Below are 12542 nucleotides of genomic sequence, written 5' to 3'. Positions count from 1 at the left end.
GCCTCACTGAAGTTTTATGCGATTTGAGGCAGGAAGGTCGCGCCGTCCCAAAGGTACGTCACGGTGACAGGTACGCCTTCTGGCGTGTCCATTTCCTGCATCCTTGCCCAGATGCGGTCTTTTTCAGTCTCTGAGAGCTTGTTGTTTTGCTGCGGAGAATTTGCGCGCACGTAGCCGTGCCAAGCGGCCCAAAACTTCCACATAGACGTCCGGTCAACTTCTTGAGCTGTCCAGCCCATTGCAGCGCCGGCGGCGTAGATCCGCGACATTCGCAACTTGCCATTCGGCAGATCGTCTAGTCGCTCGCCTTCTTCGCCCGACGCCGCTTGGGCTCCCCCGGCGGTTCTTCTGGCGCCCCCACAATCGACGTCTCCAAGATGCCGCGAGCAAATGATGCGTTCACGACGAGGTCTTGCGGCCGCGCTTCGACATAAGTCTTTATCAGCTTGAGTGCCTTGGCGGGATCGACGCCACTGCCTATCAACCCGAGCCGGATCGTTGTCGCAACATCTTCAATTCGCCACTGGCTGGACGCAAGCCGCGCCAGCACTACGAATGGGCCGGCATTGCACGCATCCTGTAGCTCGCTGAGTTCGCCCCAACCGAGGGCGAACTCATATGTGCCGTCCGCCCAGTCGAGTGGCGGCGTTTTTCCCGAACGGCTCATTAGCTCGTCGCGGCAGAAGTGCGAACCATCTCACCATCGGACTGAAGCGAGAAATTGCCAGTGACTCGCCCGGTGTTGTTCGGCGCACCCACTTCGACGGTTTCAACGTGCATGGCACCGGTCCAAGTCCAAGTTGTGGTCGGGAATTCCATTTCGATTTTAACCGGCACAGGATCTGGGCTCTCCCAAGCTGACAGCCAAGTGTCGACGGCAGCCTGAGCAAGAACGCCCTCGCCCGATACCGACATGCTGAGGCTCGTCGCATCGCGGCCAACCCAGTCCGCCAACAGCGGATTATCGCAGTCCGGCACCTGAAATTCTTCAAGGCCCTTTGTCATCGTCAGAGACTTAGATGTGAGCCCGCATGGAGCCGCATAGACGATAGTTTCGGAGCCGCTGCCGAGCATGATGCGCAGCAAGCCGCCCTTCGTAGTGACGGGTTTAGCCAAAGTGGCCTCCTAAGATGTTGGATTAAAGGGTTTCGACAGTGGCCGTGAACTGGATCGCGGCATGGTTGGTCACACCGTCGCTCTCGCGAAGGATGCGGGTCATTTCGTGCCGGATGGACACGAGCGCATTGGTTGAGAGGTCGAGGTCCGCTTTGTGCAGCGCCTTCTTGACGAGTCCTGCGATTTGACGGGCTTGGACGGAGCCATAGGCAAGACCAGAGCCCCACGACCAAACGTCAATCTGGAAAGTGATTTCTTCGCCGTCGATACAATCGGCATCGACAGGGGCCGAAGTTACAGGCCCAAAACTGATGTAGGGGCTGGCGACATCAGGAACGAGCGCACCGCCAGAAAGCTTCTCAGGCACACGGTCATAAATCTTGTTGCCGACGATTGCGGTAAGCGCTGCCACCTCTCGGAGCTTGTTCAGCGCCGCGAGCTGCAGATCATAGCTTGGTTCCATTTCAGCCCCCGGCTGCGATGCGTTTGGCTGCCTTGTTGACGGCGCGCGTTACACGGCCCTTGGCGCGCTTTCGAACCGCGCGATATGCCGGGTAGAAGAAGGGCTGCGCTGCTGAGCCAGGATGCTTACTGCCAGCAAACCGCCCACCATTGAGGTGAGGCGCAGTCCCGAACTCGATCATGCGGGCATAGTAAGCATCGCCACCGCCTGCAAAGACCGTAATCTTCATGTTGCCCGTCGCGGTAGCCCCAGACTTCACGCGTCCAAGAACGATCGCCCCCTTTGGCGCTTCGCCCCAAGTCCAACTGATGGACATTTGAAGATCGCCGCTATCTACAGGAGCCAGAGACTTAGCCAAGGCGACGATCTCGTTGGCGCTTTGCTCCATTGCCTTGCGGATCTCGGATTCCACTGCCTTCGGAAAGGCACGCAGTTTCCGCTTCAGGCTTTCGAGCCCCTGGATGCGGGTAGCCATTACGACACCGCGCCATCAACCGCGATAAACTCAAGCCATTGGTTGGTGCCGTCAGGGTCTGCCGGGGGTGATGTGATTGCGAACACGCGGCTTGGATTGTTGGCATCCACTAAGCGCCATGCCGTTGTGATCTGGCGAGTTTGAGATGTATTCCGGACTGTCACCACATAAGGCTGGCGACCACCCAAGCGAGCGGCAGTTACTTCCTCGCCACCTGTGCGCGGTTTCAGCCCAGCGGCGATCGGCTTGGGGAAAGCGTTTTCGAATTCGCCAGCGCCAGGCAGTGGATTACCCCAGCCGTCATCGAGCGGAGCCGCAAACTGACAGTGCAGACGTTCACGCAGCGCCCCTGCCCGCCGAAAGTTCTCAGCCATCAGTCTTTGGAGGGCTTGTTCGGAACGCCGACCTTCTGGCCCTTGCCTGCCTTCATGGCGGCAGTGACCACGGCGTTAGTAATCTGGCCAGAAACAGCAGCGCCAGTGACGATCTCACCTTCATGGCCCTTGCGGAAGGCTATGGTGACCTGAGATGTCGGCTTGTAGTCGAAGTCGTCGGTGAACTTGAAGCGATCAGCCATGATGGGCTCCTAAACTCGCAGCCAGCGATAGGGATTGATGAGATTGCGGGAGGATGCAGGAAGGGTCACTTCGCCCTCGCCTGCCCGGTTGTCATACATGGCGGTGATGCCCATAAGCGCAGCAACCTTGAACGTCGCTTCTTTTCCATACGGGACCAAGGAGATGTTGCAGAACTGGAGCACCTGCTGCTCGGCAGCATCCATCATGGCCTCGATGAGCGTGTCGTCATCTTCGCCCTCGACGCGAAGATGCTGCTTCACTTCGTCGAGCGTGTAGAGCGGGCCGAGAGTGGCGATGACGACGTTGCCCATGGTTTTAGTCCTCGGACTTGGTCTGAATGCCGTAGACGCTCAGGTCGAGGCCCTGACCTTCGAAGTTGGGATCGCTCGGATGGCGCCGGCGGGGATCATTGAAATCACCGCCGTTCTGCACAGCAGAAGTGTCGGCGCGCGGGTTATTGTCTACGGCGGGATGCTCGTTCGGAACTGCTTCCTTGATCTCGGGCTCGATGAAGGCGCCGCTGGGGCTCTCCATCTCGGTTGCCGGCGCCGGGTTGGTGACAGCCATGGTTTCGGGCAGCCGGCCCTCTTCCTTGGCCTGGACGGTCGCAGCTTCGGCAGCTTCTGCACGCTTTGCAGCATCCTGCTCGGCGACATGTTCATTGGCATCCGCTGGCTGTGCAGCGGTAGTCGAAGGCTTCTTCACGGCCATGATAGTTCTCCGGATGAGAGGTTGAGGCGGCCCGTAGGCCGCCCTATGTCAGCTGTTAGCCACCCGCCGCCATCTTCAGGGCCTTGATGGCCTGCGGATCCTGAACGCCGCCGCCAACCCGCTTCGTGGTGTAGAACATCACGTAGGGCTTGTTGGTGTAGGGATCGCGCAGAACACGGACGCCCTGGCGATCCACGATCAGGTAACCGCGGCGGAAATCGCCGTACGCGATGGGGATTGCACTGGCTGCCGCATTCGGCATTGCGGCGATCTCGGTGACAGGTGCACCGAGAAGCTGCGAAGGCTGCCCCGCCTGCGCGGAAGGCTGCCAGAGGTAATTGCCCTGGCCGTCCTTGAGCTTGCGGATCGAGGAGAGCGTCAGACGGTTCATCACAAACCGGGCGTTGCCGCTCAGTTCACCCGGCAGCGAGTAGACCAGCGTTACCAGCTCGTCCGACGTGATGGCCGTCTGGGATGCGGCGGTTGTGGCTGCGATTGCACCCAGTGGGTTCACCGCGGCGTTGGCAGCGCCCGTGACGAATGTCAAGAAGCCATACGGCTTGTTGGTGCCATTGCCGGACACGAAGGCGATGCCTTCCTGATAGGCAAACTCAGTCTGCACCTCACCGCCGAGCCACTGCTCCAGATTGATCGCGGCATCGTCCAGCAACTGCTGCGTGGCGGCAGGGTTAGCATAGAGCTCGCCAGTGGCGAACGTCATGCTGCCGAACTCGGGCGTGTTGGTCTGCGGGCGAGATGCTGTTTCACCGACCCAACCAGAGCCGGTGCCGCGAAGATTATAGAGCTTTTTGAAGCCGGCCGTGGAGATCGTCTGGACCTGTGCGATCTGGCGCATGGGCGAGATCTCGACCATCTGGTCGATGATGCTGCGATCCCACTCCACAGGAGCCAGATAGCCGCCTTCGTCGTCGGCGCCCTTGTTGAGAGCGGCGTTGACGTCGCCCTTGCGGAAGTGGGCGTTGAACGCGTCCGTGTATTCACGATCAATGACCTTGCCTTTGCCCGCGCCCATTTCGGCCGCTGCAAGCTTGGCGTTGAGTTCATCAATCGCCGTCTGGAATTCGCCGACGCTCGAGTTGATCTTGTCGATCTTCTCGTTCAGCACGACGTCATCGACTTTGGCCTTGAGCTTCTGGTCGTGCGCCGCCTTGAACTCCTCAAAAGACTTGTTCAGGGCCTCGATCAGCGCCTTGGGATCGGAGGCATCGGCACGCGGACCGAAACCAGTGACAGCGCGCGGGGTAACGAGCGCCGTCGACCGCGCAAGCAACGCGGGCGGAGAATAGTGCTTCATCTTGAAGCTCCTCTAATTTTGGAGGGTGTTAAGCAGGGCCGAAAGGCCCGACCAGTCTTCGCCAGCGCCCGGCGTGGCATCATCGAGGGCAGCGCCTGGCGTGCCCTTGATTTTGTTGATGCGGGCTCGCGCTTCTGTGCGCGTGTGTCCCGCAGAAACCAGTTCAAGCTCCAAGGCGCGGAGATCATTGACCTCGCGATCGCGCGCCTGAGCCTTTTCATCAACTTTCACAGCGTCAGCATCGAGCAGTGCGTCCGCAAAGCCGCGATCAATGGCCATGGAGCCAGACATAAACGTCTCATCATCCATCCATTTAGCGATTTTCTTCGCATCGCCGCCGGTGCGCTGCGCATAGACATCGACCATGGCCTGATCGAATGGTTCAAGGAAATCGGCCGTCTCGCGCATGTCGTGTCTGTTGCCCATCGCGAGCACCCAGCAGTTGTGAATCATGATGAATGACGCGGCGCCGATCTCAATCGTATCGCCCGCCATTGCGATGATGGAAGCTGCCGAAGCAGCCATGCCCATAACCTGAATGGTCACAAGCTGCGGATGCTCGCGGAGCACATTGTAGATGGCGATGCCTTCGAACATGTCGCCGCCGGGCGAATTGATCTGGCAGGTGATCGGCCGGTCGCCGATGGCGCGCAGCTGGGCCGCCACCTTCTTCGCTGTTATGCCGCCACCGGTCCAGAAGTCCTCACCCACCACGTCGAACATAGTGATGACGTTGTCGCCTTGCTCCAGCGCTCTTGGCCGAAGACCGGCGGCATCAGCCGACCACTTTTCGAAAACCTGCGGCTTGGTGAGCGCGGAGACGTCGCGGCTCGCCGGCATTGGCATCGCTCCAGGACGAGCCTTGGCAAAGACGCGCGGATTACGCTGGGTCATTCTGATCTCCTGTGGCTGCGCGCTTGCTCGTCATCGGGTTTGGCGCGACTTCGCGCTCTGGCAGGTCCATCGTCTCGCGGACCTCTTCGTAATCCATCCATGGCTGATGGCCGCCGGCGCCGAGCGCCTTGCTGAAGAAGTCGGCCTGATCTTTCATGGAGCCGCGAAGAAGCGCACCTTCGTTGAACTTCGCCTCGTAAAGATCAGCTTCCTCGTCGGTCAGCAGATCGCGTTCAATGGCCTGCTGCCAGGCCTCGAACCAAGGATTGAGGGCGTACCGAACGAAGAACTGACCGAGCACATCGATGCCCGAACCCCAGGACGTGTCGTCGACGCCCAAGAGTGGACGGGGCACGCCGAACGGACGGGCAATCTCCTCGATCTGATGCTGCGCCGTCTCCAGCCGCTGGGAATCCTTGCCGCTGGCGGCGAAGGGCTTTGCTTCGAGTCCTTCCTCCGCAATGATCCACTTATGGGCGTGCTGAGCGCCCTCGCGCTCTTCCATCTGAGCTTTCAGGCGCTCAAAGGCAGGATCGGAGAGCTTCCCCTCGACCGCCATCACTCCGCCCAACACCATTCCGTTGCGGAATAGCCGGGCAGCCGCTTTGTCTGTCTGGATTGCCAAGGCAATGGCCTCTGCCGCCTGCTTGACCAGCGACATGCCGCGAATGCCATCCTCTGAAAGGCCGTAGCGGAGATGCAGCACTTCATCAGGCGGCAAAATGGTCTGGCTGCCATCCGGTCGCGTATAGACGTACTCGATCTGCCAGTCGTCGCGCTGCCTCGGCTCGCAACGGTCAGGATCGAGCGGGATCAGGACTTTTGGCATCCGTTGCCGGCGGACAACGTCGCGACTCCAGACGATGCGAGCATATGCGCTGCCATGCGTAAGAGCCCGCTGCTGCATTAGCGCTCGGAACTCGAACGAGGTCTGCCAGGGATTAGGCTTGCGGTGCAGCAGCCTGAACAATGGGTGATCAGTCGCCTTTTCTTTCGTCGCCTTCACGCGAAGGTGGAGCGGCAAGTAAGCAATGGCGAACGAGATGAGCGACACACAACGGAGGACAGTTGTGTTTTTCATCGCCGCCGGCACGGTCACAGAGACACCGGCCTCTGTCATATTCCCTGCCCGCATGAAGTCGATCAAACGGGGATCATCGAAATCATAGAAGGCGGCTGACACCTGGCCCGAGGTAGCCCCCCCAGTCGGTTCCACTTCTGGCACCAGCACAGGTTCGACATGAACTCTCGAAGTTGCAACTGACGATGGACGGAAGAGGTCGAGCAAGCCCATGTGCTAAATCATCCTCAATCCGCGTGTTTCATAGATGGACGGCCCGCCTTTTGCGGCCGGGTTGCGGGACATCAGCGTCACCGCATTAAACATCGCCATGGCCGGATCAATTTTCGCGTCACCGGCAGATTGCTTTGTCGCCCGGATGCCGGTCGCAGTTGGCTCGATCTTCAGGTTTGGCACACACCAGTTCATCAGCGGGCCGCCGGAATGTTTGAGCAGCCCAGATGCAAGGCGACGTTCAGCGCCCTTGATACTGCTCATCATCCAGCCACCTTGGGGCGCAGCAACTAAAAGGCCAGCTTCCTGAGTGACCTCGATCTCGTCGAGGGCATCTTCCATTTCGCCTAAGCCGGAAGCGTCAACTGCCACACCACCAAGCAATCCCATGTCTTTGATACGAGTAATATGCTCGATGATCGTAGCGACGTCGCCGAGTGGATCATCCAGCACCGTCAGTTCGCGCGCTGCCTGCAGCGTTTCGAGCCGCGTGACCAGTTTCGGCCGGAGCTTGAATAGACCCTTGTGGCACCAGGCATGCGACCAGCTTAGCCAACGCTTCATTCGCCGAGTAGACTTCACCCCGTCGATTTCAAACTCGACTTCGATCTCGGCAGGCTCTCGGCCAAGGACTGAAAGCCCGAAAAGGTCATCAAGCCCACCGCCGTCGATACCCACCACGGCCACTTCGCTTCTCTCAAGCAACCGCTCAAGCGCTTCGTAATGACCAAGCGAGCCAAGCTCCGTGTCCTTCGCTGCCGCCCAGTGATCCGCACCGGGCCAGCGGTTTGCCCGCAGGTTGAGACCGATTTCGACGTTGAGATGCTTGGCGAGAAAGGTTTGGAGGCCACTGCCCTCGCCTGTTTTCTCCTTGATGAACTCGCGCTCAAGCCACTGCTGGCTAACTGACCTCCCCAGATTGGGGTTGGTCACATAAAAATTGGACGCTTCCTCGTAGGCCTTGTCCTTGAGCATCTGCTCTGGGAATTCGTAGAGCACCGGCAAAAACTGAGGATCGACAACCTGCCCGTCTCGCACTTGGCGAGCATAGTCGAGCTTCGACTTGAAAACGCCCGCTGGCGGCTCGTCGCTCTGCGTTGAAGCGTAAATTACAAAGCCTTCAGGCCGCGAAACCAACCCACCCGTCGCCTCTCGCAGCATTGCATCGGCATTGGGCCGCTTTCCGAAGACCCAAAGCTCGTCGATGAAGATGCGGCCGGCCTTTTTTCCGGAAACCGTATCTGTATCAGCTGCGACGACTTTCAGCGCGGCCTTGTTGCTCAAGTGCGTGATGGTCCGAAGATGGTCTTGAACGTGCAGGAAACCATTCACGCCAGCGTTAGCATCTAACTCAGGATCCGCGCGCACCATTGCGGCCGCTGGCTTGTAAGCGTTCTGCGCAACCTCGATCGTCGGCGCCAAGATGAGGATTTCCTCATTAGCTCGCCAATTTACGATTAGGGCCGTCAACATGATCGCCGCAGCGATCGTGGATTTTGTGTTCTTCTTACTGATCAGCAGGAAGAACTCGGTGATGAGCTGCTTGCCTGTTTCCGGATCGTTGGCGCCGAAGATGGCTGCAACGAAGTCGAATACCCACTGGTCGCTGACCTCGCCGAACGTCGGCTGCCCGGGCAGATCGACGACACGCAGAGATTTGAAGACCTCCAGCGCGTGTTCAGCCTCGCTTTGGAACAGCGGGGCGAACGGTATCAGCGATCGCTGGGAGACAATTCGTGTCTCCCAGTCAAGGCAGGCAGTGCTCCAATTTGGCATTTAAGTGTTGTCCGCAACCAGACGAGGTGCCTGTCGAGGTGCAAACCGATTGCCCGGGGCTGTTGCTGCGTCGGCTGCAGCCTGTCGTTGCTGTTTCTTGCCCTTCGCAGTCTCTGCCGCTGTTTCGCCCATAGTCTTCAGCGCCAGCGCGATTGTCTGCAAAGTCTTCGCCCTGGTCGGAAGGCTCACCGCCTGTTTGAGGGCACTGATGCGATCTGGGTCAGTTTCGTTGAGCTGGATGATGACTTCCATCTCACCCTTATGAAGCGTCTCGGCGCTGAGCTCATCAAGCAGGCGCTCGGCGATATTTCGGCCGCGACCGATCACGTCCTCAACCTTCGTCTGCTCCGCTGGCGTGAGGTCCACAGAGGGCTGGTTCGCACTTGGCGTTTGGTGCGAACTTTGGCTTTGGTTCGCAACCTTCCAGCCGTGCTTTTTGGCCTGCTTGCGGATCGCGGCATCGGAAATCTTGTACCACTTGGCAATCGCCCGGATACTCTGCTTTCCAGCCTCGAATTCCTTTCGAATAGAGGCCCAATCGATGGCGCTTTTTTTGTCTGTCATGGGTCTGTACGCGCCTTGGTTCGCACCCTCGTTTTTCAACCAGCAAAAAAATCTCTGCGTGAGGCCGACGTGGGTGCGGGAGACGAGGGGCTTCCGGACTTTTGACCGCCCCCCCATTTAGCGTCCCAACCATTCGCAGCCCATCAATGGGCCATTGCTCCAACTTGAAAGGCACAGCAATGGACTTAGTATCGATCGGAAGCATTCGGGCAGAAGGGCGAACAGCCCACTACTACGTCGTGCTGGACGGGCGCATCGTTGCTTGGCTTCCCACCTGGGGCGCAGCGACAGGCTATGCACGCGCCCTTTGCGCATCGCTTGGGTATGTCGCCTATTGTGGCATTCGGTAACGGGGGCGGCGCTGGCGGCTATGGCTGCCTCCGCTCTTCCTTCTGCGCCTCGCTGTCGTGCCACTCCTTCGACACTGCTTCGAGGTTGCTGATGTCCCAGAACAGATGCTCATCACCCTTGTGCGGGGTCTTGTGGTGCACGACCGCAGCGCTCGGCTCTGTCCTACCAGTAGTTAGGATCACGCCTGTGTGCTGGCAGGTGTAGAGATCACGGATAAGCACAGCCTCTCGGAGCTTCTGCCAGCGAGCGGAGTGATACCAGCTGCGTACTGTAGCATCGGCGCTGTAGCGCTTGTCTCTGATCTCTCTTGTGGTTTTAAGCTTGGGAGGGAGCGAGGACAGCCGAGGCTTTAGTACCTTGATCACCCACGAAACTCCGACCAGAGCGCCACAGCGGCCAAAGCAATTGGCGTGATGATCGAACTGACAAACACTAGGCCTACAAAGCGATGTTCTGAGAGCGTCTGCATGCCCAGAAGCATATCAACACCGGCCCAGAGCACTCCTAGGGCAACCCCTAGAGCAATACCACCGAGGATAAAGAAGAACCCTGCTTCCACGATGCTCTCCTGAAATTGATTACCGGCATCCCACCGGTATGACGCGAGACTGCGCACGCTGCGGATGAGGGGGGGGGCAGTCTACTTGACGCTAAGGTCATGTTTTGACTGCATTTTTCGATGATGATATAGTCCTCATCCACTTCCGGAGAAATACATGATAAATCGTGCCGAACTATATGGTGACACAACGTCTTTTGGGGCCGTCGCAGTCACAATAGAAACTGAAAGCAAATCTCCGCACGTCCAGGGCACCATCTCTGGCGCAGGTCTAGATCGAATTGAATTCCACCTAGCGGAACAAAAATATCTTCAGATCGGCGGGCGAATTAGAAAAGTGACTATCCCTAATCTCAGTGGCACAACCGTGCGATTTGTCGCTTCTGCTGCGGATTGGTTTTGACCTGTGCCGTTAGACTGAGCGTCTTATCTTTGATTTGCAATTCCTGCTTATCGAGCCTCTGTGACAGAAGCCGGAAAAACAGGGCGACCCGCAATTGTGCGGGCCGTCCGAATTCAATCAATGATGGCTAAGCCCACGTTCGGCCCGGATCGTAATGCAGGCGCGCACTGGCAAAGTCGAAAGCGGTTGGAAGCTTCACGAAACTCAGATGAGCAGCATCTTCATCATCGCCGTCCGGACTGAGGAAAGCCAACTTGGTTGGCAGCGCCTTGTGCTCGCAGATAGCGAAAGATGGAGCCTGGAATTCAGGAGCGGTGATGTCGATGGAGTGAGAGGGCAGTTCGAGAACGCAGATGTCTGGCGCAGGATCTGCCATTGCAGCGGGCGCGAACGCCAGTGCGCAGACAGCAAGCAGCGCCGCACCAATGAAGGAGCGAATGTGCATGGTTGCCTCTATGTTGTGTGATTACCCAAAGAAGAAGGCAGTCGCCGAAGCAACTGCCTTTAAGTTAGCGGCCTACACCTTTGGCGTGCCCCTCAAAAGTGCCAAACATCAAAACTTCAGCAATTCAAATCACTAAAGCAAAATCGCTTGGCGCATTTACCGCTAATACCTGAATCATACTTGTCCGTGCCCCGCTGTCAAGCAGCGTGACGAATTTCTGCCTTTAAACGCGTATGGGCGCGTCCAACAAGTGAGACAGAAAACTGTCCGCCTTTAAAGCACGAGGCTCTTCAGATCACAGTTACCGCATACAATGTGGAAAGACTCTGTCGGGTCATGACTACAAAACCACGCACGTAAACCGAAATTTACCTCTACTTATTCGACTCGCCACTGAAAGTTCCTAAGCGTAAGGTTCTTTTGCTGCCGGAAACTGAGCGGCCACAGCGATAAAGGAACGCGCAATGCTTGTCGTTACCGTTAATTGCCCGCACTGCAAAAAACAAAACACATTGCACATCGAAGGGGTAAGTTTGAACCAGCAAGTGCAGTGTTCGAATTGCTCGAAAAAACTTGGCCACTTAGATGCCTTGACACAGGTGAAAGGCACCACTGGCGAGGCTGTTGACGGGCGCATGACAACGATCACGTGAAGCGCTGCCACATGCTGTCTCCACGCGGCGGTGACGCTAATCTACGCCAGCTAAATATGGTGATCCTAGAGCCACTATGCGAGATGAGCGTGGGCTTCTCAGCGTTCAGAGCTTTTGCCTGTGGATCATTTCATTCTGTTGAGAGTTTACCCGTTCGATAAGTTTGAATGGGTTTTGTGAATTGTCGAAGAGACCGAAAATCGGCGTAGTTTTGCCGCGCCGCTGGGAGAAAGCTTATTTTGGCCGAGGTGGCAAACTGGGTGACCTCGATGCCTATTTAAGTGCAGAATTTCCATCCTTCGACTTCAATACAGACCTTGTTGCCGACGAACCGAACGAAAGTCTCGTCGTTCTAGCTCTGTCTGCCGATGGAGAGACGGTGAGCGCTGAGGTTTCAGACGCGGACATCGAAGCTTTTTATCAGGCAATTGAAGCTTTCTTTGCACCTAGCTTAACGCCCTCGAATTGAAATCCGTGCGAAGGCGACACTCCAACTCCCGTTACTCTAGCCTTTTGTTATTTCTGCGTTTTAAAAGTAACAAAATGCTCCTTGCCTGAAATGGGCCATAGATTTCATAACCTCGTCGCCCAAACCTGACCCCCCTATCTGAGTCCAAGCTCATGCCCTCAAAAACGATAACTCGCGCGCGGCTAACTGAAGTGGCGTATGGAGCCTCCTACCTCAGCAGAGACGAAGCGAAAACCATCGTGAGCCGAGCGATTGAGATGATTGGCAATGCAATCATCGACGATCAGCTTGTTAAGCTAACTTCTTTCGGAACATTCGAGGTGCGCTCCAGGCTGGCGCGTTTGGGGCGGAACCCCCTAACACTTGAATCTGCGATAATTGAACCGCGTCGAGTAGTGGTTTTCAAACCAAGCGTCGCGTTACAAAATAAGATCCAGAAAGCGTGCGAAAATAGAGATTGATGCCCTAAGTGGGAC

18 protein-coding genes are annotated in these 12542 nt (G+C 57.4%); 1 reads left to right on the top strand and 17 read right to left on the bottom strand.

From position 1 onward, the window contains the following. Positions 1-14: 14 nt before the first annotated feature. The 17 genes from H4N61_RS06535 to H4N61_RS06455 all read right to left on the bottom strand — a co-directional run bounded on the left by H4N61_RS06535 (position 15) and on the right by H4N61_RS06455 (position 10944). The gene (locus H4N61_RS06535; protein WP_182395483.1) at positions 15-269 is read right to left on the bottom strand and encodes a hypothetical protein; all 255 of its coding nucleotides are present in this window, start codon (positions 267-269) and stop codon (positions 15-17) included. 26 nt (positions 270-295) lie between these two features. After that, entirely contained in the window at positions 296-667 is a 372-nt protein-coding gene (locus H4N61_RS06530) for a gene transfer agent family protein (RefSeq protein ID WP_182395481.1), read from the bottom strand. Further along, positions 667-1116: a phage tail tube protein gene (locus tag H4N61_RS06525; RefSeq protein ID WP_182395479.1), complete on the bottom strand. Its 450-nt coding sequence runs from the start codon at positions 1114-1116 to the stop codon at positions 667-669. Before H4N61_RS06525 ends, H4N61_RS06530 begins: the two co-directional genes overlap by 1 nt. A gap of 22 nt (positions 1117-1138) precedes the next feature. Further along, a complete protein-coding gene (locus tag H4N61_RS06520) occupies positions 1139-1579 on the bottom strand; it encodes a DUF3168 domain-containing protein (protein WP_182395478.1) in 441 nt (146 codons plus the stop codon). A gap of 1 nt (position 1580) precedes the next feature. Beyond that, on the bottom strand, positions 1581-2054 hold the full coding sequence (locus H4N61_RS06515; protein ID WP_182395476.1) for an HK97-gp10 family putative phage morphogenesis protein: 474 nt from the start codon (positions 2052-2054) through the stop codon (positions 1581-1583). Then, positions 2054-2428, bottom strand: a complete 375-nt coding sequence (locus H4N61_RS06510) for a head-tail adaptor protein (protein WP_182395475.1) — start codon at positions 2426-2428, stop codon at positions 2054-2056. Before H4N61_RS06510 ends, H4N61_RS06515 begins: the two co-directional genes overlap by 1 nt. Continuing rightward, positions 2428-2631, bottom strand: a complete 204-nt coding sequence (locus H4N61_RS06505) for a hypothetical protein (protein WP_182395473.1) — start codon at positions 2629-2631, stop codon at positions 2428-2430. The genes H4N61_RS06510 and H4N61_RS06505 overlap by 1 nt, the downstream gene beginning before the upstream one ends. Positions 2632-2640: 9 nt before the next feature. Further along, complete coding sequence (locus H4N61_RS06500; RefSeq protein ID WP_182395471.1) at positions 2641-2943, bottom strand: head-tail connector protein; 303 nt, start codon at positions 2941-2943, stop codon at positions 2641-2643. A 4-nt stretch (positions 2944-2947) separates the two neighbouring features. Further along, the gene (locus tag H4N61_RS06495; protein WP_182395469.1) at positions 2948-3343 is read right to left on the bottom strand and encodes a hypothetical protein; all 396 of its coding nucleotides are present in this window, start codon (positions 3341-3343) and stop codon (positions 2948-2950) included. Between the two features lie 55 nt (positions 3344-3398). Then, positions 3399-4658 carry a phage major capsid protein gene (locus H4N61_RS06490; RefSeq protein WP_182395467.1) on the bottom strand — a complete coding sequence of 420 codons (1260 nt, stop codon included), beginning with the start codon at positions 4656-4658 and terminating at the stop codon, positions 3399-3401. Positions 4659-4670: 12 nt separating this feature from the next. Beyond that, a complete protein-coding gene (locus H4N61_RS06485; protein WP_182395466.1) occupies positions 4671-5552 on the bottom strand; it encodes a head maturation protease, ClpP-related in 882 nt (293 codons plus the stop codon). After that, positions 5539-6846 (bottom strand): phage portal protein, encoded by a 1308-nt coding sequence (locus H4N61_RS06480; protein WP_182395464.1) that lies wholly within the window; start codon positions 6844-6846, stop codon positions 5539-5541. Before H4N61_RS06480 ends, H4N61_RS06485 begins: the two co-directional genes overlap by 14 nt. Positions 6847-6849: 3 nt before the next feature. Then, positions 6850-8622 carry a terminase large subunit gene (locus tag H4N61_RS06475; protein WP_182395462.1) on the bottom strand — a complete coding sequence of 591 codons (1773 nt, stop codon included), beginning with the start codon at positions 8620-8622 and terminating at the stop codon, positions 6850-6852. Then, on the bottom strand, positions 8623-9186 hold the full coding sequence (locus tag H4N61_RS06470; RefSeq protein WP_182395460.1) for a hypothetical protein: 564 nt from the start codon (positions 9184-9186) through the stop codon (positions 8623-8625). Between the two features lie 368 nt (positions 9187-9554). Then, positions 9555-9902 (bottom strand): HNH endonuclease, encoded by a 348-nt coding sequence (locus tag H4N61_RS06465; protein ID WP_182395459.1) that lies wholly within the window; start codon positions 9900-9902, stop codon positions 9555-9557. After that, on the bottom strand, positions 9899-10096 hold the full coding sequence (locus H4N61_RS06460) for a hypothetical protein (RefSeq protein WP_182395457.1): 198 nt from the start codon (positions 10094-10096) through the stop codon (positions 9899-9901). Before H4N61_RS06460 ends, H4N61_RS06465 begins: the two co-directional genes overlap by 4 nt. A 530-nt stretch (positions 10097-10626) precedes the next feature. Further along, on the bottom strand, positions 10627-10944 hold the full coding sequence (locus tag H4N61_RS06455) for a hypothetical protein (protein WP_182395456.1): 318 nt from the start codon (positions 10942-10944) through the stop codon (positions 10627-10629). Between the two features lie 834 nt (positions 10945-11778). On the opposite strand from H4N61_RS06455, the gene H4N61_RS06450 reads away from it, so the two are divergent. After that, the gene (locus H4N61_RS06450) at positions 11779-12066 is read left to right on the top strand and encodes a hypothetical protein (RefSeq protein ID WP_182395454.1); all 288 of its coding nucleotides are present in this window, start codon (positions 11779-11781) and stop codon (positions 12064-12066) included. The last annotated feature ends 476 nt before the right edge of the window (positions 12067-12542 follow it).

The organism is Devosia sp. MC521 (assembly GCF_014127105.1).
Lineage (GTDB): Bacteria > Pseudomonadota > Alphaproteobacteria > Rhizobiales > Devosiaceae > Devosia.
This window is presented reverse-complemented; position numbering and strand designations above follow the sequence as displayed.

What these genes read in the sequence shown, in the direction of transcription:
- H4N61_RS06515 (WP_182395476.1), bottom strand. Translation starts at nt 2,054, where the DNA reads ATGGCTACCCGCATCCAGGGGCTCGAAAGCCTGAAGCGGAAACTGCGT.
- H4N61_RS06480 (WP_182395464.1), bottom strand. Translation starts at nt 6,846, where the DNA reads ATGGGCTTGCTCGACCTCTTCCGTCCATCGTCAGTTGCAACTTCGAGA.
- H4N61_RS06505 (WP_182395473.1), bottom strand. Translation starts at nt 2,631, where the DNA reads ATGGCTGATCGCTTCAAGTTCACCGACGACTTCGACTACAAGCCGACA.
- H4N61_RS06530 (WP_182395481.1), bottom strand. Translation starts at nt 667, where the DNA reads ATGAGCCGTTCGGGAAAAACGCCGCCACTCGACTGGGCGGACGGCACA.
- H4N61_RS06495 (WP_182395469.1), bottom strand. Translation starts at nt 3,343, where the DNA reads ATGGCCGTGAAGAAGCCTTCGACTACCGCTGCACAGCCAGCGGATGCC.
- H4N61_RS06535 (WP_182395483.1), bottom strand. Translation starts at nt 269, where the DNA reads ATGTCGCGGATCTACGCCGCCGGCGCTGCAATGGGCTGGACAGCTCAA.
- H4N61_RS06470 (WP_182395460.1), bottom strand. Translation starts at nt 9,186, where the DNA reads ATGACAGACAAAAAAAGCGCCATCGATTGGGCCTCTATTCGAAAGGAA.
- H4N61_RS06490 (WP_182395467.1), bottom strand. Translation starts at nt 4,658, where the DNA reads ATGAAGCACTATTCTCCGCCCGCGTTGCTTGCGCGGTCGACGGCGCTC.
- H4N61_RS06455 (WP_182395456.1), bottom strand. Translation starts at nt 10,944, where the DNA reads ATGCACATTCGCTCCTTCATTGGTGCGGCGCTGCTTGCTGTCTGCGCA.
- H4N61_RS06475 (WP_182395462.1), bottom strand. Translation starts at nt 8,622, where the DNA reads ATGCCAAATTGGAGCACTGCCTGCCTTGACTGGGAGACACGAATTGTC.
- H4N61_RS06510 (WP_182395475.1), bottom strand. Translation starts at nt 2,428, where the DNA reads ATGGCTGAGAACTTTCGGCGGGCAGGGGCGCTGCGTGAACGTCTGCAC.
- H4N61_RS06500 (WP_182395471.1), bottom strand. Translation starts at nt 2,943, where the DNA reads ATGGGCAACGTCGTCATCGCCACTCTCGGCCCGCTCTACACGCTCGAC.
- H4N61_RS06485 (WP_182395466.1), bottom strand. Translation starts at nt 5,552, where the DNA reads ATGACCCAGCGTAATCCGCGCGTCTTTGCCAAGGCTCGTCCTGGAGCG.
- H4N61_RS06520 (WP_182395478.1), bottom strand. Translation starts at nt 1,579, where the DNA reads ATGGAACCAAGCTATGATCTGCAGCTCGCGGCGCTGAACAAGCTCCGA.